General features: G+C 68.7%; 17 protein-coding genes and 1 riboswitch. Of the genes, 16 read left to right on the plus strand and 1 reads right to left on the minus strand.

The features are described 5' to 3' along the window. Position 1: 1 nt before the first annotated feature. The 5 genes from E7Y32_RS12280 (at position 2) to ndk (ending at position 7075) form a co-directional block, all read left to right on the plus strand. Positions 2-1102, plus strand: coding sequence for a glycerophosphodiester phosphodiesterase (locus E7Y32_RS12280; protein ID WP_146337352.1), 1101 nt, complete (start codon positions 2-4; stop codon positions 1100-1102). Positions 1103-1454: 352 nt separating this feature from the next. Beyond that, complete coding sequence (ileS, locus tag E7Y32_RS12285) at positions 1455-4814, plus strand: isoleucine--tRNA ligase (protein WP_146337353.1); 3360 nt, start codon at positions 1455-1457, stop codon at positions 4812-4814. Between the two features lie 3 nt (positions 4815-4817). Further along, positions 4818-6176: a folylpolyglutamate synthase/dihydrofolate synthase family protein gene (locus E7Y32_RS12290; protein ID WP_146337354.1), complete on the plus strand. Its 1359-nt coding sequence runs from the start codon at positions 4818-4820 to the stop codon at positions 6174-6176. Between the two features lie 2 nt (positions 6177-6178). After that, positions 6179-6622 carry a DUF4233 domain-containing protein gene (locus tag E7Y32_RS12295; protein ID WP_146337355.1) on the plus strand — a complete coding sequence of 148 codons (444 nt, stop codon included), beginning with the start codon at positions 6179-6181 and terminating at the stop codon, positions 6620-6622. A gap of 39 nt (positions 6623-6661) precedes the next feature. Then, on the plus strand, positions 6662-7075 hold the full coding sequence (gene ndk, locus E7Y32_RS12300) for a nucleoside-diphosphate kinase (RefSeq protein WP_146337356.1): 414 nt from the start codon (positions 6662-6664) through the stop codon (positions 7073-7075). A gap of 97 nt (positions 7076-7172) precedes the next feature. Here ndk and E7Y32_RS12305 read toward each other — a convergent pair whose 3' ends face one another. Beyond that, complete coding sequence (locus E7Y32_RS12305; RefSeq protein ID WP_146337357.1) at positions 7173-7844, minus strand: vitamin K epoxide reductase family protein; 672 nt, start codon at positions 7842-7844, stop codon at positions 7173-7175. A 475-nt stretch (positions 7845-8319) separates the two neighbouring features. Here E7Y32_RS12305 and E7Y32_RS12310 point away from each other — a divergent pair, with 475 nt between their 5' ends. From E7Y32_RS12310 to rsfS, 11 genes are all read left to right on the plus strand, one after another. Continuing rightward, positions 8320-11667, plus strand: a complete 3348-nt coding sequence (locus E7Y32_RS12310) for an Rne/Rng family ribonuclease (protein WP_146337358.1) — start codon at positions 8320-8322, stop codon at positions 11665-11667. 148 nt (positions 11668-11815) lie between these two features. After that, a riboswitch (TPP riboswitch) is annotated at positions 11816-11913 on the plus strand. 52 nt (positions 11914-11965) lie between these two features. Then, entirely contained in the window at positions 11966-13531 is a 1566-nt protein-coding gene (locus E7Y32_RS12315) for a bifunctional hydroxymethylpyrimidine kinase/phosphomethylpyrimidine kinase (RefSeq protein WP_261382630.1), read from the plus strand. A 367-nt stretch (positions 13532-13898) separates the two neighbouring features. Continuing rightward, complete coding sequence (gene rplU / locus E7Y32_RS12320; protein WP_138770443.1) at positions 13899-14207, plus strand: 50S ribosomal protein L21; 309 nt, start codon at positions 13899-13901, stop codon at positions 14205-14207. A 61-nt stretch (positions 14208-14268) separates the two neighbouring features. After that, positions 14269-14532 carry a 50S ribosomal protein L27 gene (gene rpmA, locus E7Y32_RS12325; RefSeq protein ID WP_009372867.1) on the plus strand — a complete coding sequence of 88 codons (264 nt, stop codon included), beginning with the start codon at positions 14269-14271 and terminating at the stop codon, positions 14530-14532. Positions 14533-14646: 114 nt separating this feature from the next. Further along, a complete protein-coding gene (gene obgE / locus E7Y32_RS12330) occupies positions 14647-16236 on the plus strand; it encodes a GTPase ObgE (RefSeq protein WP_146337359.1) in 1590 nt (529 codons plus the stop codon). Next, positions 16226-17377, plus strand: a complete 1152-nt coding sequence (gene proB / locus E7Y32_RS12335; RefSeq protein ID WP_146337360.1) for a glutamate 5-kinase — start codon at positions 16226-16228, stop codon at positions 17375-17377. The genes obgE and proB overlap by 11 nt, the downstream gene beginning before the upstream one ends. A 26-nt stretch (positions 17378-17403) precedes the next feature. Further along, complete coding sequence (locus tag E7Y32_RS12340; RefSeq protein ID WP_146337361.1) at positions 17404-18738, plus strand: glutamate-5-semialdehyde dehydrogenase; 1335 nt, start codon at positions 17404-17406, stop codon at positions 18736-18738. A 134-nt stretch (positions 18739-18872) separates the two neighbouring features. After that, positions 18873-19106, plus strand: coding sequence for a hypothetical protein (locus tag E7Y32_RS12345; RefSeq protein WP_146337362.1), 234 nt, complete (start codon positions 18873-18875; stop codon positions 19104-19106). A 55-nt stretch (positions 19107-19161) separates the two neighbouring features. After that, positions 19162-19791 carry a nicotinate-nucleotide adenylyltransferase gene (gene nadD, locus E7Y32_RS12350; protein ID WP_261382631.1) on the plus strand — a complete coding sequence of 210 codons (630 nt, stop codon included), beginning with the start codon at positions 19162-19164 and terminating at the stop codon, positions 19789-19791. Positions 19792-19798: 7 nt separating this feature from the next. Then, positions 19799-21118 (plus strand): hypothetical protein, encoded by a 1320-nt coding sequence (locus E7Y32_RS12355; RefSeq protein ID WP_146337363.1) that lies wholly within the window; start codon positions 19799-19801, stop codon positions 21116-21118. A 122-nt stretch (positions 21119-21240) separates the two neighbouring features. After that, positions 21241-21642: a ribosome silencing factor gene (gene rsfS / locus E7Y32_RS12360; RefSeq protein WP_146337364.1), complete on the plus strand. Its 402-nt coding sequence runs from the start codon at positions 21241-21243 to the stop codon at positions 21640-21642. Positions 21643-21652: the final 10 nt, after the last annotated feature.

The following is a 21652-nucleotide window of genomic DNA, read 5'->3' on the forward strand; positions in this document are numbered from 1 at the left end:
CATGCGCACCCCCACGAAGCCCGCTGCTTCGATTGTCAGTGCCGCCGTACTCGGCGCGGCCCTGCTCCTCAGCTCCTCCCTCCCGGCCCAGGCTGCCGACCCCAACGGCGGCGGAACCGCCGCGGCCGGCGGCGACAAGCACTTCGACCTTGAGGCCCACCGGGGCGGGATCGGCCTCACCGTCGAATCCACCTTGGCCTCCTTCGCCAAGGGGATCGAGACCGGCGTCACCACCCTCGAACTGGACCTGCAGATCACCAAGGACGGCCGCGAAGTCATCACGCACGACCGCAAGATCAGCGGGCAGAAATGTCAGGACACGGCCCCGGTCACCCCGAATGACCCGCAGTTCCCGTACGTGGGCAAGTACATCAAGGACCTCACCTTCGACCAGGTCCGCCGCCTGGACTGCGGCTCCCGGACGCAGCCGCAGTTCCCCGGCCAGCAGGCCTCCCCGGGCGCCAAGATGCCCACCCTGGCCGAGGTGTTCGCACTGACGGACTCCTACCGGGCCAGCCAGGTACGGTTCAACATCGAAACCAAGGTGGAGGCCGGCGCCCCGCAGGAAACCGCCCCGCGGGAGCAGTTCGTTGACGTGGCCCTGCGCGAGATCGACAAGGCGAACATGCAGCACCGCGTCTCCATCCAGAGCTTCGACTGGGGCTCACTGCGCCTGGTGCAGCAGCGCGCACCGCAGATCCCCACGGTCGCCCTGACCAACAAGGACTTCCTGCAGGCCGGCCAGCCGGGTGCCTCGCCCTGGCTTGGCGGCATCGACGCCGACGACTTCGGCGGCGACCTCGTGGCCGCGGCCGCGTCCCTGGGGTTCAACGCCATCTCCCCGGTGCACGGCACGCCGCAGAATGGCAAGGTCACCGACCCGGACTACGTCCCTTACGTCACCGCGGACATGGTGCAGCGAGCCCATGCGGCAGGCATGCAGGTCATCCCGTGGACCGTCGATGACAAGCCCACCATGCGTGCCCTGATCGCTACCGGCGTCGACGGCCTGATCACCGACTACCCGGACCGGCTCCGCGACGTGATGGCCGAATCCGGCATGAAACTGCCCAAGGCCTTCGGGCTGAAGCGCGCCGGCTAGGGTGCCGGCGTCGTGTTTCACTGCCCGGCTGCTGGTCCGCCGGGCAGTGGAACACGGCGACTTCCGGTAACATCGACGTATCAGCTTTGACCCGGCCATCACCGGTGAGCTTCCGGAAGAACGCCCCGGCGCAGCAGCACATCGCGCCAGGGCCGGTAGAACCGGACGGGTAAGCCCGTCACAGCAGTCAACGAGCGGCCGACGCCGGTGCAGCGCCTTTCTTCGGAGTGGGCGGGACCGGTGACGGTAAGTGAGGTGGTACCGCGGTGCCGGTGTTGGTGAAACAACACAGGGGCCGTCCTCGCATCCTGAATGAATCCCGTTGTTCACCAGCTCAACCCAGGATGTCGAGATGACTCATTACCCCAAGGCCTCCGCCGCACCCTCCGGCGCCTCCGCTTCCACCGCAGTTTCCAACACCTCTGCATCCAACACCTCCGGTGTTTCTGCCTCCGTGAAGTTTCCGGAGATCGAAGAGCGCATCCTGAAGTACTGGGACCAGGACGGCACCTTCCAGGCGAGCATCGACCAGCGGGATGCCGGTAAAGACGGATCCAACGAATTCGTCTTCTACGACGGCCCGCCCTTCGCCAACGGACTGCCGCACTACGGCCACTTGCTGACCGGCTACGCCAAGGACCTCGTGGGCCGCTACCAGACCCAGCGCGGCCGCCGTGTCGAGCGCCGCTTCGGCTGGGACACCCACGGCCTGCCCGCCGAGCTGGAAGCCATGAAGCAGCTGGGCATGACGGACAAGACCCAGATCGAGGCCATGGGCATCGACAAGTTCAACGACGCCTGCCGCGCCTCGGTCATGAAGTACGCCGACGAGTGGAAAAGCTACGTCACCCGCCAGGCGCGCTGGGTGGACTTCGAGAACGACTACAAGACGCTCAACGTCGAGTACATGGAGTCCGTCCTCTGGGCCTTCAAGCGGCTGCACGAAAAGGGCCTGACCTACAACGGCTACCGCGTGCTGCCGTACTGCTGGAAGGACGAGACGCCGCTGTCCAACCATGAGCTGCGCATGGACGACGACGTCTACAAGAACCGCCAGGACCAGACCGTCACCGTGACCTTCCCCATCACGGCAGGGGAGTCGGAGCTCTCCCAACAGCTCGCCGGGGTGCAGGCCCTCGCCTGGACCACCACGCCCTGGACCCTGCCGACCAACCTGGCGCTCGCCGTCGGGCCGGCCATCAGCTACGTTGTGCTCCCGGCCGGCCCGCACGGGATCAAGGCCGCCGCTGCCGACGCCCCCGTCAGCGGCAGCTTCCTGCTCGCCGCGGACCTCCTAGGCGCCTACGCGAAGGACCTCGGCTACGGCGACGGTGCCGAGGGCGCGGCCGCCGCCGAAGCCGCCGTCACCTCCCGCCACACCGGGGCCGAGCTCGAGGGCCTGAGCTACGAACCGCTCTGGGACTACTTCCACGACGCCGAGAAGTACGGCACCGAGAACGCCTGGCGCTTCCTCGTGGCCGACTACGTCACCACCACCGACGGCACCGGCATCGTCCACCAGGCGCCCGCCTACGGTGAAGACGACCAGAAGGTCTGTGAAGAGGCCGGCATCCCCGTGGTCCTCTCGGTGGACGAGGGCGCCAAGTTCCTGCCGCTCTTCGGCCACGGCGACCTCGCCGAGATCGCCGGGCTCCAGGTCTTCGAGGCCAACAAGCCCATCACCCAGGTGCTCCGCGCCCAGGGCCGTCTGGTCCGCCAGGCCAGCTATGAGCACAGCTACCCGCACTGCTGGCGCTGCCGCAACCCGCTGATCTACCGCGCCGTGTCCTCCTGGTACGTCGAGGTCACCAAGTTCAAGGACCGGATGTCCGAGCTGAACCAGGAGATCAACTGGATCCCGGGCAACGTCAAGGACGGCCAGTTCGGCAAGTGGCTCGCCAACGCCCGCGACTGGTCCATCAGCCGCAACCGCTACTGGGGCAGCCCCATCCCGGTGTGGCAGTCCACCGACCCGGACTACCCGCGCACCGACGTCTACGGCTCGCTCGCCGAGATCGAAGCCGACTTCGGCCGGCTGCCGCTGAACAAGGCCGGCCAGGTGGATCTGCACCGGCCGTTCATCGACGAGCTGACCCGTCCCAACCCGGACGACCCCCGCACCCCGGAGGAAGACCAGTCCGTGATGCGCCGCGTCGAGGACGTCCTGGACGTCTGGTTCGACTCCGGCTCCATGCCCTACGGCCAGGTGCACTACCCGTTCCAGAACGAGGAATGGTTCGACACCCACAATCCGGCGGACTTCATCGTCGAGTACATCGGCCAGACCCGCGGCTGGTTCTACATGCTGCACATCCTCTCCACCGCGCTGTTTGACCGGCCGGCCTTCCGAAACGTCATCAGCCACGGCATCGTGCTGGGCTCGGACGGCCAGAAGATGTCCAAGAGCCTGCGCAACTACCCGGACGTCTCCGAGGTCCTGGACCGCGACGGCTCCGATGCGATGCGCTGGTTCCTGATGTCCAGCCCCATCCTGCGCGGCGGCAACCTCGTGGTCACCGAACAGGGAATCCGCGACGGCGTCCGCCAGGTCATCCTGCCGCTGTGGAACGTGTACAGCTTCTTCACCCTCTACACGAACGCCGCGGCTAATGGGAACGGCTACGACGCGAAGCTGCGCTACGACGGCTACGCAGACACCCTGGATACGTACCTGATGGCCAACACCGGGGACCTGGTCCGGAACATGACCGCCCAACTGGACAGCTATGACATCTCCGGGGCCTGCGACGAACTGCGCGGCTACCTGGACATGCTCACCAACTGGTACGTCCGCCGCAGCCGCCAGCGCTTCTTCGACGAGAACACCGACGCCTTCGACGCGCTCTACACCGCCCTGGAAACGGTCTGCCGGGTCGCGGCGTCGCTGCTGCCACTGGTCTCCGAGGAGATCTGGCGGGGCCTCACCGGAGGGCGCTCCGTGCACCTGGCCGACTGGCCGGACGCGGACCTGTTCCCGGCCAACCCGGAACTCGTCGAGGCGATGAACCGGGTGCAGCAGATCTGCTCCACCGGCTCCTCGCTGCGCAAGGCCGCCAACCTCCGCGTGCGCCTGCCGCTGCAGGAACTCACGGTCGTGGCACCCGGCGCAGGCGCGCTGGAAGGCTTCGCCGCCGTCGTCGCCGATGAACTGAACCTGCGCTCCGTCCGCCTGCTCGACGCCGAGACCGCCTCCCCGGAGGAATTCGGCATCGAACAGAAGCTCGTGGTCAACGCCCGGGCAGCCGGCCCGCGCCTGGGCAAAAACGTCCAGCAGGCCATCAAGGGCTCCAAGTCCGGCGACTGGAGCGTCGACGACGCCGGCGTGGTCACCGCCGGCGGCCTCGCGCTGGAGCCGCAGGAGTACACCCTGGAAACCGTCGTGGCGGAAGCCGCGGAGGGCGAGGGCTCGCGCGCCGCGGCTGTCCTGCCCGGCGGCGGCTTCGTGGTCCTCAACACCGAGGTCACCCCGGAGCTGGAAGCCGAGGGCATCGCCCGCGACATGGTCCGCGCCATCCAGCAGGCTCGCAAGGATGCCGGCTTGAACGTCAGCGACCGGATCCGGACCAACGTCACCGCCACGATGGACGTCGTCGACGCGGTGAAAGCCCACGAAAACCTGGTGGTCACCGAAACCCTCACGATGGAGCTCGGCTTGTCCTCCAACGGAGACGGCACCGAACTGCAGATCACCGTCGAAAAGATAGAGGCCTAATCCATGACCGACGAATTTTCCGTAGAGAGCGTCTACGCCGAGCTGCTGGGCCGGGCGCCGGAAAACAAGATGGAGCCGCGGCTGGCGCCGCTGCACCGGGCCATGGATATCCTGGGGGAGCCGAACAAGGCGTTCCCGATCATCCACGTCACCGGCACCAACGGCAAGACTTCCACGGCGCGGATGATCGAGGCCGGGCTGCGCGCCCACGGACTGAGCACGGGCCGGTACACGAGCCCGCACCTGTCTAAAGTCACCGAACGGATCAGTATCGATGGCGAACCGGTGCCGGATGAGACGTTCGTCCGGATCTGGGACGAGATCCGCCCGTACCTGGAAATCGTGGACGGCGAGCTCGAGGCCGACGGCCAGCCGCGGCTGACCTACTTCGAGTGCCTGACCATCCTGGGCTTCGCGGTCTTCGCGGACCAGCCGGTCAACGTGGCCGTGATCGAGGTGGGCCTCGGCGGCATCACCGACGCGACCAACGTCGGCGACGGTCAGGTCGCCGTGGTCACGCCGATCTCACTGGACCACACCGAGCTGCTGGGCGAGACGACCGAGGAGATCGCCTACGAAAAAGCCGGCATCATCAAGCCCGGCGGCTTCCTGATCAGCGCGGCGCAGCCCGTGGACGCGGCCCAGGTCCTGCTGGAGAAGGCCAAGGAAGTCAACGTGCCGTTCCGCTTCGAAGGCGTGGAGTTCGGCGTCGAGTCCCGCAACGTCGCCGTCGGCGGCCAGATGGTGACCATCCAGGGCATCGCCGGCCGCTACGAGGACCTGCTGGTCCCGCTGCACGGGGCGCACCAGGCCGAGAACGCCGCCGTCGCGATTGCCGCGCTGGAAGCTTTCTTCGGCGCCGAGAAGCCGCTCGACGCCGAGGTGCTGCAGGAAGCCTTCGCCTCCGTCAACTCCCCGGGCCGGCTGGAGGTGCTCCGCACCGCGCCGACCATCATCGTGGACGCCGCGCACAACCCCGAAGGCATCCGCGTTTCCGCCGAGGCCATCCACGAGGCCTTCAGCTTCAGCAAACTCGTGGTGGTGGTGGGTGTCCTGAAGGAAAAGGACGCCGAGGAGATCCTCCGCCAGCTCAAGGAATCCTTGGGCGACCTCGCCTCGGAGTACTGCTTCACACAGTCCAACTCGCCCCGCGCCGTACCGGCCGAGGACCTCGCCGAGCTGGCCCTGGACCTGGGCTTCGGCGAGGACAACATCCACGTCGCCGAGAAGCTCGACGACGCCCTTGAGTGGGCGGTGGAGCGGGCCGAGTCCAACGAGGACCTGGCCGGCGGCATCCTTGTCACCGGCTCCATCACGCTCGTGGCCGAGGCGCGCATCCTGCTCGGAAAGCCCGAGGCGTAACCATGGCCAGACTTACCAAGGCCCAGCGCGAATGGCGCCCGGGCATGCCCAAGAAACGCCGCTCCACCAAGGTCATGTTCGCCTCGACCGTGCTGCTGCTGGAGGCCTTTGTGGCGCTCTTCGGCACCCTCGCGGTCTTTGGGCTGCGCCGCGGGGAGCTGCCGCCGCTGCTGGTGTTCGGCGTCGGCATCGGCCTAAGTGTGGTGCTTGTGCTGACCTGCGCCGTGCTCTCGAAGCCCTGGGGCGTGGCCCTGGGCTGGATTCTGCAGATACTGCTGATCCTCACCGGCATTGTGGAGCCCACCATGTACGTGGTCGGCGGCCTCTTCGCCATCACCTGGTGGTACGGCATCCGGACCGGCATCCGGATCGACCGCGAGGCTGCCCAGCGCGAACGCGAGCAGGCAGCCTGGGACGCCGCGAACCCCGACGGCCAAAGCAATTAGACTTGTCCCGAACCCCACCCCAACCACATTGGAGCAGCTGTGAGCATTGAGCGCACCCTCGTCCTGGTCAAGCCCGACGGCGTCGCCCGCAACCTGACCGGCAGCATCATCGCCCGGATCGAAGCCAAGGGCTACACCCTGGCCGAACTCAAGAAGGTCAACGCGACCCGCGAACTCCTCGAGCAGCACTACGAGGAGCACGTGGGCAAGCCGTTCTACGAGCCGCTGGTCGAATTCATGCTCAGCGGGCCGGTGGTGGCCGCGATCTTCGAAGGCCACCGTGTGATCGAGGGCTTCCGTTCCCTCGCCGGCACCACCGACCCGACGACGGCGGCGCCCGGCACCATCCGCGGCGACTTCGGCCGCGACTGGGGCGTCAAGGTCCAGCAGAACCTGGTCCACGGCTCCGACTCGGCCGAGTCCGCCGAGCGCGAGATCAAGATCTGGTTCTAGGAACCAGCAGCACCCAGCGAGGTGACAGTTAAGGCCAATGTCCGTGCGAACATTGGCCTCAACTGTCACCTCGCGGCGGTTAACCGGGTCCATCCCCTCAGTATCCGGAGGTCCCGACGAAGACTTGGATGAAGGCGAAGAAGATGGTGGCGACCACGGCGACGTAGAGCAGGGCCGTGAGGATCCAGCCGGAGTCTCCCAGGATGCGGGCGGCGGCGGAGGGCATCGGGATGACGCCGTGGCTGACGTTGCGGACGGTCACCCAGACGAACAGCGGGATCATCGCGGCCCACACGATCATGCAGAACGGGCACAGAATGTGGATGGAGTAGAGCGCCTGCGACCAGAGCCACACCACAAAGGCGAAGCCCAGGGTGACACCGGCCTGCAGCCCGAGCCAGTACCAGCGGGCGAACCTGGCCCCGGCGAGGAGGCCCATGGCGGTCGTGATAATCACAGCGAACGCGACGATCCCGATGAACATGTTGGGGAAGCCGAAGAGCGAGCTCTGCCAGGTCTGCATCACCTGGCCGCACGAGATCCACGGGTTCACGTCGCACACCGTGACATGGCCGGGATCCTTCAGGACCTCCAGCTTTTCCAGCACCAGCGTGCCGGAAGCCAGCCAGCCGACGACGCCGGTGATCAGCAGGAGCCAAGCGAAAGGCCGGTCGCGGGTCATCGGCGGCTGGGGGCGCTCCGCCTCGGCCGCGGCGGCGGCGTGCCCGCTGGCGGTCACGTCGTCCGGGGCGTGGGAGATGCTGGGCATGGGAACTCGATCCTTCGCGTCGGGTGCTCTTGGGCCGATTGTATCGCCGCAGGCTGGACGAATCGGGGTGGGCGTTGTGCCGGCACCAGTGATTCGGTGCGCGGCGCGGTACGGATGCCCCGCTTAGCCCGGCTTTGGCGGCTCTTGTGAGACAATGAACGTGGCTGGGACATGATCCACATTCGCGTCTCAGTCCGGCGACTTTGTTTTCAAGACCGCCAATGATGAGCAGGGCATACTTCGGGTCCCTCGATCCGACCTATCCCGCAATGCCATTGGAAGGCACCTGGTTGTGACGTACAGATCAACGGGTTCAGCACAATCTCGCCGGCCTTCCAGGGCTGCCGCACCCCACTGCCGGTGCGAACCTGGGGGTACTCAATTGACTTCTGTCAATGCCTGCGGGTGTTGACAAATATTTGCCCCCGCGGGTGCCGGATGTGGCGGTACATCAGGGGCAGGAGTGTCGCCACATATGGATAATGACCAGCTTGTAGCCGGTAACGACGAAGCAACTGTTACCGAGGAAGCAACGGAAACCGCCGCAGCAATCGAGGCGCCGAAGAAGGCCACCCGGACCCGGCGCAAGGCCGCGCCCAAGGCGGACGCCCTTCCTGCGCACGCCCCCGCTGCGGACGCGGAAGCCGCGGCCGGCACCGAAGCAGCGGCCGGCACGTCCGACGCCGTCGCTGAAGCCGCCGCTGACAACCCCGCCGCCGCGGAGCCGGCCAAGGCCCCGGCCCGCCGGAGCCGGTCGCGGAAAAAGATCGAAGCCGAAGCCGAACCCGCCGAGCCGGTTGCAGCAGCTGAAGAGGCACCGGCTGACGCCCCGGCCGCTGAGCAGCCCGCAGCGGAGGAAGCCCCGGAGAAGCCCGTCCGCCGCCGCGCCTCCCGCGCCAAGAAGGCGGCCCCCGTGGCCGAGGAGACCGAGGACGCCGCCCCGGCCGACGCCGAGCCGGCTCCCGAAACCGCCGACGTTGCAACCGACGCCACCCCGGCTGCGGATACCCCCGACACCTCCGAGGCCCCGTCACTGTTCCTCGCGCCCGGCGCCGTCACCTCGATGATCTTCCAGGCCCCGGACCTGACCGCCGTCGTCCGCCCCGCCCCGGCCGCAGCCGAGGAAACGGAAGACGAGGACGAAGAAGCCGAAGGTGACGACGCCGGCAGCCGCCGCCGCCGTCGCAGCCGTGGACGCCGCGGCCGCAGCCGCACCGGCGAAGCTGACACCGACGCCGATGGCGGAACCGACGGCGCCGCCGAGTCCGGCGAGGACACCGAGGGCACCCTCGAGGACGGCGTGACCTCGCGCCGCCGCCGCCGTCGCCGCCGCGGTGACCAGGACCTCGAGCTGACCGGCGGCGGGGACGACGATCCGCCCAACACGGTCACCCGCGTCCGTGCCCCGCGCGCAATCAGCGAGGCCCCGCCCAGCAACCGCGTGACCTCCGTCAAGGGTTCCACCCGCCTGGAGGCCAAGAAGCAGCGCCGCCGCGAATCCCGCGACACCGGCCGCCGCCGTACCGTCATCACCGAGGCCGAGTTCCTGGCCCGCCGCGAATCCGTGGACCGCCAGATGATCGTCCGCCAGCGCGACGACAGAATCCAGATCGGCGTCCTCGAAGACGGCGTACTGGCCGAGCATTTTGTCTCCAAGACCCAGCAGGACTCCCTGATCGGGAACGTCTACCTGGGCAAGGTCCAGAACGTGCTGCCGTCCATGGAAGCGGCGTTCGTCGACATCGGACGCGGCCGCAACGCCGTGCTCTACGCCGGCGAGGTCAACTGGGACGCCGTCAACCTCGAGGGCAAGCAGCGCCGGATCGAAAACGCGCTCAAGTCCGGCGACTCCGTGCTGGTCCAGGTCACCAAGGACCCCGTCGGCCACAAGGGCGCCCGTCTGACCAGCCAGATCTCCCTGCCCGGCCGGTACCTCGTGTACGTGCCCGGCGGCTCCATGACCGGCATCTCCCGCAAGCTGCCCGACGTCGAACGCAACCGCCTCAAGCGGATCCTCAAGGACCGCCTGCCGGAGAGCGCCGGCGTGATCGTCCGCACCGCCGCCGAGGGCGCGTCCGAGGAAGAGCTGACGCATGACATCAACCGTCTGCGCGCCCAGTGGGAAGGCATCGAGAGCCAGTCCACGTCCACCAAGATTCTGGCCCCGGAGTTGCTCTACGGCGAACCGGACCTGACCATCAAGGTGGTCCGCGACGTCTTCAACGAGGACTTCTCCAAGCTGATCGTCTCGGGCGAGGAAGCCTGGGACACCATCGAGGCCTACGTCACCTACGTGGCTCCGGACCTGGTGGGCCGGCTCGAGAAGTGGACCAAGGACACGGACATCTTCGCGGCCTGGCGCATCGACGAGCAGATCCACAAGGCGCTGGACCGCAAGGTCTTCCTGCCCTCCGGCGGCTCGCTCGTGATCGACCGCACCGAAGCCATGACCGTGGTGGACGTCAACACCGGTAAATTCACCGGCAGCGGCGGCAACCTCGAGGAAACCGTCACCAAGAACAACCTGGAAGCGGCCGAGGAAGTCGTCCGGCAGCTCCGGCTCCGGGACATCGGCGGCATCATCGTGATCGACTTCATCGACATGGTGCTCGAATCCAACCGCGACCTCGTGCTGCGCCGCATGGTGGAGTGCCTGGGCCGCGACCGGACCAAGCACCAGGTGGCCGAGGTGACCTCGCTGGGGCTCGTGCAGATGACCCGCAAGCGGATGGGCACCGGGCTGCTGGAAGTCTTCGGCGAACAGTGTGAAGCCTGCGCCGGCCGCGGCGTCGTCACCCATGACGAGCCCGTCGAGCACCGCCGCGCCAACACCGTCGCCGCGGAACACCACATCCCGCGCGCCGATCACCAGCCCGCCGCGCGTACCGAACGGAAGCGCCGCCGCGGCCGGGGTGGCCAGGGCTCGGACGAGCAGTCCGCGCCCGTTGCAGCGCACCCGGAGCCCACCGAGGCCGAGCGCCACGCCAAGGCAGAGGCTACCCGCGCAGCGCTGGCGAACATCGCCGCCGCGGCGCACGCCGCCCACCTCCACGACGGCGAAGCAACCGCAGCGCCCGACGCCGAAACCCGCCAGGCGGCGCTGGACGCGGCCGTGGAAGTTGCCTCGACCGAGGAAGCTGCCGGGCGTCCGGCCGCCGTGCTGACGTTCGGCGGCGAGCAAGTTGCGCTGCCCTTCGTCGAGCACGCCGAGGAAGCGCAGCAGCCGGCGCTGACCCTGGATCTGCTCACCGAGGCCTTTGCCAACCTGGGCGACGCCGAGGCCAACAAGCCGGCGGCAGCGGAACAGGGTGCGGAAGCACCCGAAGCTGAAGCTGAGCCCGCACCGCAGGCCCCTGCAGCGGAAGCAGCCGAAACGGCCGCCCCGGTGCCGTCCCGTGCCACCCGTGGCCGGGGACGTGCCCGGACCGCACGGATCCAGCCCCCGAGTGCCCGCACCCGCGAACCGCAGGCACCTGCCCGCCAGGAAGCGGCCAAGGTACCGGCTGCGCAGGCACCCGTCCGGCAGGAAGCCGCCAAGGCTCCCGCTGCGCAGACACCCGTCCGCCAGGAAGCCGCCAAGGCACCGGTAGCGCAGGCCGCCGCCACGGACACCACGGCGCCGCGCAGAGTACGCCGGAACCGGAGCGCCAGCCGCGCCCAGGGCGCCGCCAACGAGACGTCCGTGCAGCAGCGCGCGGCCGCTCCGTCGGCCGCCGGATCGGTCCACGAAGCCAAGGCCCCGGAGCCGGCGAAGGTGGCCGCCAAGCCGGCAGCCAGCGAGCCAATCATCCTAGGCGTCGGCGTGCCCGCCTCGGAGCTATAGCACCGGGCAGACGCCGCCACCCGCGGGTACCGACCGGGCCAGACGCACCATCGCGTCCAGCCCGGACGGTACCCGCGAGTTCGTTAACGGGCGTCCCGGTAACAACCGCAGCGGTGCGGGCGCGGCCGGGCAGTGACGGCTAGGCTGGGGGACTGACACGGGGTGCCGCGCAACGAGCCGGCTGAGATCCAGACCCGTTGAACCTGTCCGGTTAGCACCGGCGAAGGGATGTCTCTTGTTTTCATCGACCCAGCCGGCCTCCACCGAGCCGGCGGCGCCGGCCCAGCCCACCTCCCTCCTGCGGTCCGCCTTCCCGGACGCCGCACCCGGAGAACCCGGGCTGCCGCCGATTCCGCGTGTCCTCGCCATTGCGGGCTCCGACCCCTCCGGCGGCGCCGGCATCCACGCGGACCTGAAGAGCATCGCCGCGCATGGCGGCTACGGCATGGCGGCCATTACCGCGCTGACGGCCCAGAACACCCAGGGCGTCCGCTCCGTGCACGTCCCGCCGGCGGATTTTCTCACCGCCCAGCTGGACGCCATCAGCGAGGACATCACCATCGACGCCGTCAAGATCGGCATGCTCGGCGACGCCGCGGTGATCAACGCCGTCCGTTCCTGGCTCGAGCGGGTCCGCCCCGCCGTCGTGGTCCTGGACCCGGTGATGGTGGCCACCAGCGGCGACCGGCTGCTGCAGAAATCGGCGGAGACGGCCCTGCAGGGTCTGCTCCCGCTCGCGGACCTCCTCACCCCGAACCTCGCCGAACTGGCCATGCTGCTCGGCGACGAGACCGCCGCGGACTGGGACGCGGCGCTGGACCAGGGCAAACGGCTCGCGGCGCTGACCGGCTCCACCGTCCTGGTCAAGGGCGGCCACCTCGAGGACGTCGGCGCCGACGGCGACGCCGATGCGGGCTGCCCGGACGCGCTCGTCAACACCGGGGGACTGCTGGGTGCGGAAACGGTGGTGGTGCCGGGCGAGCGGATCGCCACCCGCAACAGCCACGGCACCGGCTGCTCGCTGTCCTCGGCGCTGGCCACGGTGCAAACCCGGACGGGGGACTGGGAGGCATCGCTGCGCGAGGCGAAGCCGTGGCTGCTGGGCGCGCTTCGCGAAGCCGGTCGCCTCGACGTCGGACGCGGCAACGGTCCGGTGCACCATTTCCACCACCTGAAGCAGGTCGGTTCACCGTCCGCGCCTGCCTTCGCCGGCGAGGGCGACTTCGCCGCGGTCCTCGACGCGGACGCCGGCGTCGGGCTGGACGCGATCTACGCCCTGGACTTCATCCGCGGCCTCGCGGATGGCTCCCTGCCGGAACGGGAGTTCGCCTACTACCTCGGCCAGGACGCCCTGTACCTCAACGGCTACTCCCGGGTGCTGTCCCGCGCGTCCGCCCTCGCGCCGTCGGAAGCCGAACAGCTGTTCTGGTCCCGTTCGGCACAGCAGTGCCTCGAAGTGGAGTCCGAGCTGCACCGGAACTGGCTGGCCGGCCGGGCAGTGGCGGCAACGCCGGGACCGGTTACCAAGGCGTACGTGGACCACCTCCACGCGGCCTCGCTTGCCGGCAGCTACGGCGTGCTGGTGGCCGCGGCGCTGCCGTGCTTCTGGCTTTACGCGGAGGTGGGCGCCACGTTGCACCGGGAGTTCCTTGGTGCGGGTGCCCCGGCGGGCCACCCCTATGCGGACTGGCTGCGCAACTACGCCGACGAGGGTTTCGCGGAGTCGACCCGGCAGGCGATCAGGTACACGGACGCAGCGGGCCGCCGGGGTTCCGAGACCGAGCGCAGCGCCATGGCCCTGGCCTTTGGGCAATCCTGCCGGTACGAGGTGGAGTTCTTCGACGCGCCGAGGTTGCACGCCTGAGCGGCCCGGCGGGATGCGGCCGGTACGATGGTGGGGCGCGGTTCCGGAAGTCGCTGCGATTCCACCACTTTTGCCCCTCGGGGACAGTGGGTGGCGTCCGTCACGCACTACCCGCCGGGACCAGCCTCGTTTGCGGCCGAAGGCAAAATTAGCGTAGTCTAGATCTTCGGTGCTTACGCCAACACTTGGGTTATGACCTTGAGGAACTGTTCACCCGCACTGCGGGCAGGACTTTCCACGGGATAGCTCATGGGTTCCCCCGGGGAATCCACCGGCGTTGAGGCACAGCGTGAGCCGGTCCAAAGACTTTGGCACCAGGTTCCGCACGCAAATCTAGTAATAAACGTCGAGAGAAGTGAGTTCCCCAGTGGTGTACGCGATTGTCCGCGCAGGCGGCCGCCAAGAGAAGGTTTCCGTTGGAGACTTCGTTACCCTGAACCGCGTCCCCGGTGGAGCCGGCAGCACCTTTGAGTTGCCCGCACTGCTCCTGGTGGACGGTGACAAGGTCACGACTGCAGCCAAGGACCTGGCCAAGGTAACGGTTACGGCTGAGATCCTGGAAGACCTCCGTGGTCCCAAGATCGTTATCCAGAAGTTCAAGAACAAGACCGGTTACAAGAAGCGCCAGGGCCACCGTCAGGAACTGACCAAGGTCAAGATCACCGGTATCAAGTAACTCCTCGTTACTGATCAGGTTCCAACAGTTTCCCCAGAATTTTTGAAGGCAGGCATCTCAAATGGCACATAAAAAAGGCGCGAGCTCCACTCGCAACGGTCGTGACTCCAACGCCCAGTACCTCGGCGTCAAGCGCTTCGGCGGCCAGGTAGTTTCCGCAGGCGAGATCATCGTCCGCCAGCGCGGCACCCACTTCCACCCGGGCGCCGGCGTTGGCCGCGGCGGCGACGACACCCTGTTCGCCCTGACCCCGGGTGCTGTCGAGTTCGGCACCCGCCGTGGTCGTCGCGTTGTGAACATCGTGGCTGCTGCAGCTGCAGAGTAACAACAAGTTCTAAATCGGTGGGGCGGGCCATTAGGTCCGCTCCACCGGTGTTTTAACCGCATTACAATCATCTTGGGCCCCTGGGACCCGAGGAACAGCACTGAGGAGATCCACGTGGCGAGCTTTGTAGACCGGGTAGTACTGCACGTATCCGGCGGTACCGGCGGCCACGGCTGTGTCTCCGTCCACCGCGAAAAGTTCAAGCCCCTCGGCGGCCCCGACGGCGGCAACGGCGGCAACGGCGGCGACGTCATACTGCGCGTGGACCCCCAGACCACCACCCTGCTCGACTACCACCACGCCCCGCACCGGCACGCCACCAACGGCGGCCCCGGCATGGGCGACTGGCGCGGCGGCAAAAACGGCGAGACCCTGGTCCTGCCCGTTCCCGAAGGCACCGTCGTCAAGAGCAAGGACGGCACCGTCCTGGCCGACATGGTGGGTGAAGGCACCGAATTCATCGCCGCCGCCGGCGGCATCGGCGGCCTGGGCAACGCCGCGCTCTCCTCGCAGAAGCGCCGCGCCCCCGGCTTCGCCCTGCTCGGCATCGAAGGCGAATCCAGCGACATCGTCCTGGAACTGAAGTCCATCGCGGACATCGCCCTGGTCGGGTTCCCCTCCGCCGGCAAGTCCAGCCTGATCGCGGCCATGTCCGCGGCCCGGCCCAAGATTGCCGACTACCCCTTCACCACCCTGATCCCCAACCTCGGCGTCGTCCAGGCCGGCGACGTGCGCTTCACCATTGCCGACGTCCCGGGCCTGATCGAGGGCGCCAGCGAAGGCAAGGGCCTGGGCCACCACTTCCTCCGCCACGTCGAACGCTGCGCCGCGCTGGTGCACGTGCTCGACTGCGGCACGCTGGAATCGGACCGCGACCCGCTCTCGGACCTGGCCGTGATCGAGGCGGAGCTCGAAAAGTACACCGTGGACATGAGCTACGCAGGCTCCGACGGTGAAGTCGTGCCGCTGAACCACCGGCCGCGCCTGGTCGCCCTGAACAAGGTGGACCTGCCCGACGGCAAGGACATGGCCGAATTCGTCCGCCCGGAACTCGAAAAGCGCGGTTACAAGGTCTTCGAAATCTCGGCCACCAGCCATGAGGGCCTCCGCCAGCTGGGCTTCGCCATGGCGGAGATCGTCAAGGCCGCCCGCGACGCCGTCGCCGCGACGCCGCCGAAGGTCCAGGCCCCCGTACTCCGGCCCCGCGCCGTCAACGAGAGCGGCTTCACCATCCGCCGCGAGGAGAAGAACCTGGAACCGCTGTTCCGCGTTCTCGGCGAAAAGCCGGTGCGCTGGGTCAAGCAGACCGACTTCACCAACGAGGAGGCCATCGGCTACCTCGCCGACCGCCTCGCCAAGCTCGGCGTCGAAAACGAACTCTTCAAGCAAGGCGCCAAGCCGGGCGACACGGTCGTCATCGGCGAGGACGACGGCGTCGTCTTCGACTGGGAGCCGACCATGATGGCCGGCGCCGAACTCCTCGCATCCCCGCGCGGCACCGACGTGCGCTTCGCCGACATCGGCGACCGCCCCACCCGCGGCCAGAAGCGCGAGGACCAGCAGGAGCGCCGCGACGCCAAGGCCGCCGCCCGGGCAGAGCTGGAAGCCGAACGCAAGGCCGGCATCTGGACCGAGTCGGTCAGTGCCCGCCGCGCCCGGCAGCCGCTCAAGGAGAGTGGACTCGGCGAAGCCGATGACGAGTAACGCTGTCGCTCTGCCCGGCGCGGCCGGGGCGCCCAGCCGCGCCGTGCTCTCCGGGGCCCGCCGGATCGTGGTCAAGGTGGGTTCCTCCTCGCTGACCTCCATCCGCGGCGGCATCGCCGAGGAAGCCCTGACCGACCTCGCCGACGCCCTCGCGCACAAACGCAACGCCGGCACCGAAATCATCCTGGTCTCCTCCGGGGCGATCGCCGCCGGGCTGGCGCCGCTGGGCCTCGACAAGCGCCCCCGCGACCTCGCCACGCAGCAGGCTGCCGCGAGCGTGGGCCAGGGGCTCCTGATGGCCCGTTATACCCACGCCTTCGGCGCGCACGGCGTCACCGTGAGCCAGGTGCTGCTCACCGCCGACGATTTTATGCGGCGCAGCCAGCACACCAACGCCTTCCGTGCGCTGGACCGGCTGCTGAACCTCGGGGTGGTCCCGGTAGTCAACGAAAACGACACCGTCGCCACCCATGAGATCCGCTTCGGGGACAACGACCGGCTCGCGGCCCTGGTGGCGCACCTGGTCCGCGCCGACGCGCTCGTGCTGCTCTCCGACGTCGATTCCCTCTACGACGGCCCGCCCTCGCACGGAGCCAAGCGGATCGCCCACGTCGCCGGCCCGCGCGACCTCGACGGCGTCTCGATCGGCAGCACCGGCAAGGCCGGGGTCGGCACCGGCGGCATGGTCACCAAGGTCGAGGCCGCGTCCATCGCCGCGGGCTCCGGGATCCACGCGCTCGTGACGTCCACCGCGAACGCCGCCGCCGCGCTGGCGGGGGAGGACGTGGGCACCTGGTTCTCGGTCAACGGCGCCCGCAAGCCGATCCGGCTGCTCTGGCTCGCCCACCTGGCCTCCGTGCAGGGCACCCTGGTGCTCGACGACGGCGCCGTCCGCGCCGTCCGGGACCGCCACACCTCACTGCTGCCGGCCGGGATCTCCGCCGTGCACGGCGACTTCGAAGCCGGCGACGCCGTTCAGATGGTCGGCACCGACGGGACCGTGATCGCCCGCGGCCTGGTGAACTACGGCGCCGCCGAGCTGCCGCAGATGCTGGGCCGTTCCACCCGGGAACTCGGCAAGGCGCTGGGACGCGGCTATGACCGTGAAGTTGTTCATGTTGACGACCTGGTGCTGGTCTAAGCCCGCCGCTCGCCTAAACTTGGAGCATGACTGAGGCCCTGACTTCGCACCCCGACCTGCCGCTTCACGACGCGCCCGCCGAAGGCGTGCCGTCGGCCGCAACGGACGTCGAAGCGGCCGTGCACGCCATTGCCGACCGGTCCCGGGAGGCCTCCCGCCGGATGGCACGCGCCAACCGGGCCTGGAAGGACCGCGGCCTGCGCGCCGTCGGTGCCGCGCTATTGGAACACAAGGACCGGATCCTGGCCGCCAACGCCAAGGACGTCGCGGCCGGGCGTGCCAACGGCACCTCGGCCGCGCTGCTGGACCGCCTCACCCTCACGGACGCGCGGGTCCAGGCCCTCGCGGCCGCCCTCGAAAACCTCGCCAACCTGCCCGACCCGGTGGGCAACGTGGTCCGCGGCCAGACCCTCCCGAACGGGCTGCGGCTGCGCCAGGTCAACGTGCCGATGGGTGTGGTCGCCGCGATTTACGAGGCGCGTCCCAACGTCACCGTCGACATTGCGGGCCTCGCGCTCAAAAGCGGCAACGCCGTCATCCTGCGCGGGGGGAGCGCCGCCGCCGCCACAAACGCCGCGCTGGTCAGCCTGCTCCGCGAGGCACTGGACTCGGTGGGGCTGCCCGCGGACGCCGTCCAGAGCGTCGACGAGTTCGGCCGCGAGGGCGCGAATGTCCTGATGCGGGCCCGCGGCCGGGTGGACGTGCTGATTCCCCGCGGCGGACGCGAACTGATCCAGACCGTGGTGCTGAATTCCTCGGTGCCCGTCATCGAAACCGGTGAAGGCAACGTGCACATCTTCCTCGACGCCTCGGCGGACGAGGAGATGGCCGTCGGGATCCTGCTCAACGCCAAGACCCAGCGCCCCAGCGTCTGCAACACCGTGGAGACCCTGCTGGTCCACTCCGGCTCCACCGTGCTGCCCGCCGTCGCCGCCGCCCTGCGCGCCGCCGGCGTCACCCTGCACACGGACGAACGGAGCCGGGCCGCGCTGGGTCCCGGGGTGGAGTCCGTTCCGGCCACCGAGGCGGACTGGGCCACCGAATACATGGACCTCGATCTGGCAGTGGCTATGGTGGACAGCCTGGACGAGGCGGTGCAGCACATCCGCACCTGGTCCACCGGGCACACCGAGGCGATCCTCACCAACGACCTTGCCAACGCCGAACGCTTTATCGCCGAGATCGATTCCGCGGCCGTGATCGTGAACGCCTCCACGCGGTTCACCGACGGCGGCGAGCTGGGCCTGGGCGCCGAGGTCGGCATTTCGACGCAAAAGCTGCACGCCCGCGGCCCGATGGGCTTGACCGAACTCACCACCACGAAGTGGATCGTGCAGGGCGAAGGCCAGATCCGGGCATAGCAACGCGGTAACATGGAAGGGAAGCCAGGAACGGCGGGACCTTTCCACGACGTGAATCAGTCGTAATTCAGTTGTGAATCCGTCGTAAACCTGCCGTAAAACCGTCATAGATTGTGAACTCACTAGGGGAGAACATGCTGTTGCAGCAGATCGCCACATCCATCGCCGCGGCCGGCGAACACGAAGAACTCGCGCCGCTCATTGCGCCGCCGTTCGTGATTGGCGGCGTTATGTTCGCGATCCTGCTGGTCCTGATGTTCATCACGCTGTCCTACGGCAACCTCGGCAACCGCCACGAAGCCGTCGAGGAGCACGCGGACCCGCACCGCCAGCACCCGAACAAGCACGACCACGGCCAGGGCCACTAATATTTCCGCCACCGTGAAGCAGCACGGCGCAATGCGCCGCCTGCGGCTGGGTGTGATGGGCGGCACGTTTGATCCGATCCATCACGGCCACCTCGTCGCGGCCAGTGAGGTCGCGGCGAAGTTCGGCCTCGATGAAGTGGTGTTTGTGCCCACAGGGCAGCCCTGGCAGAAGAGCAGCAAAAAAGTCAGCGAGGCCGAACACCGGTACCTCATGACCGTCATCGCCACCGCGTCGAACCCACGCTTCACGGTCAGCCGGGTCGACGTCGACCGGCCCGGCCCCACCTACACGATCGACACCCTGCGGGACCTCCGGACGCTGCGCCCGGACGCGGACCTGTTTTTCATCACCGGCGCCGATGCGCTGGCCCAGATCCTGTCTTGGAAGGACATCGACGAGCTGTGGTCGCTCGCGCACTTCGTAGGGGTGACGCGCCCGGGGCACGTGCTGGACGGCATGGGCCGCGACAACGTCAGCCTGCTGGAAGTGCCTGCCATGGCCATTTCCTCCACGGACTGCCGGGCCCGCGTCGCTGCGGGAAACCCCGTCTGGTACCTCGTGCCCGACGGTGTGGTCCAGTACATCGCCAAGTACGACCTGTACGACGGACGGGCCGACCCCGAGCCGGACAGCCAGGAGTCCCGCCCCGTCCTCGAAGTAAACCAAACCGCCAGCACCGAATGAGCCTTCAATGAGTCAGGAACAGCCTCCCATCCGCAGCCGCCGCGAATTGCGCCAGGCCAGGGATGAACGCCAGGACGTGAACCCCGGCGCCGGCACCGCCGGTGCTGTTCCGGCTGCCCCGGAGCGCACCGGCATTGCCGGCGCCGATACGGCCGGCTCAGAAGCGGTCCGGGGCGCCGCGAATCCTGCCTTCTCCGAGCGGCCCGAGGAACCGACCGAGGCCGAAACCACGGGCCGGCGCCGGATCCCGGGCCCGGTGGACTCGGTCCGCAGCACCTCGGCGGCGCAGCGGTCGTCCCAGATCCGCGCCCGCGACCGCGCGGCCCTGCGCACCATCAAGGAGCTCGCCGAGAAGGAAGGCCAGCTTTCGCCCGGCGGGCCGCCCACGCGCCGCCAGCTCCGGCTCCAGCAGCTGGCCGAGGAGACGGCCCCTGCCACCTCGGCCAACCCCATTGTCCCCATGCCCTCGCCGCGGACCCGCTCGCACCCCGTCGTTGCGCCGGCGGCCGCCGCACCTGAGCTCCAGTCCGCCCCGGCGGCCCCCGACGGCGGCGCTCCGGGCCCGGACGGTGGCGCTCCCGGCCCCGTCGGGAAGCCGCCGGAAGGAATGAGCGTCGAGCAGGCCCTGGCCGCGCGTGAGCTCCTTGCCGCGCAGGCCCGAAACCAGGTGGCGAAGATGGAGCACATCGCCGCTACGGACCCCGATGCCGTCAACCCGGAGGTGCTTGCCGAGCAGATCGCCCTGGCCGAGCGCGCCGCCGTGCTCAACCGGCGGGCCGCGGCCAAGCAGAAGCTGGCCGAACAGAACAGCCAGACGCCCCAGCGCAACGATCCGCCGCGGAACGATCCCTCGACGGCGAGCAACCTTGCCATGGTCACCCCGCTGGAATTCGTCGAGGTCCCCGGCATCGAGCGGCCGGTCATGAAGCGCCCTGCCACCTCGCACGTCCCGGTCGCCACCAACCCCAGCCCCAAGGTCCAGCCAAAGTCCTCGCGCCGTCCGGGCCTGTCCCGGCTGCGGGATGCCGCTCCGGTCAAAGGCCGCGCAGGCGTCCTGGCCCGGGCGGAGGCTGCCGCGCAGGCCGGAACCCGGCCGGCGGTACCGGCCGCCCAGCCTGTTCCCGAAGCCCCGGTAACCGAGGAGGACTTCGCCGCCCGCCCGCCTGTGGCTGCCAACGCCGCCTATGGGCTGGATCCGCTTGACGCCGCCACGGCCGGACTGGGCAGGGCACAGCGCCTGCGCGCCCTCCAGCTCGGCGTCTTGGCCCTGGGCGTGCTCGCGCTCATCGCCGGAATCATCCTGATCATCACCGGAATGGCCCACTAGCCGCCCACCCGCAACGACGACCCGCGCCGCGCAGGTCCGCCAGGTAGCCTCACGGACCGTTCGGCTTTCCCGTCCAAAAAGTTTCTGAATCTCAAGAGTTTCCAAATTCACCAAGGAGTCCCGTGACTGCAACCGATTCATCCATCGCCACAGCCCGCCACGCCGCCCGCGCGGCTGCGGAAAAATTGGCCGAGGACATTGTGGCCCTCGACGTCAGCGAGCGGCTCGCCCTGGCGGACGTGTTCCTGATCGCCTCGGCACCGTCCGAGCGTCAGGTCAACGCGATCGTCGACGGCATCGAGGATGAACTGTCCAAGTTCGACCTCAAGCCGGTCCGCCGCGAGGGACGCTCCGGCGGACGCTGGGTGCTGCTGGACTACGCCGACGTCGTGATCCACGTCCAGCACGAAGAGGACCGCGTGTTCTACGCCCTGGAGCGTCTCTGGAAGGACTGCCCGGTGGTCGACCTGCAACTCGGCGACGACGCTTCCGCCAAGGCCAGCGCCGCCACCGAAACGGAGTAGCCGGCCCGGC

Source organism: Arthrobacter sp. UKPF54-2 (genome assembly GCF_007858535.1).
In the GTDB taxonomy this organism is placed as follows: domain Bacteria; phylum Actinomycetota; class Actinomycetes; order Actinomycetales; family Micrococcaceae; genus Arthrobacter.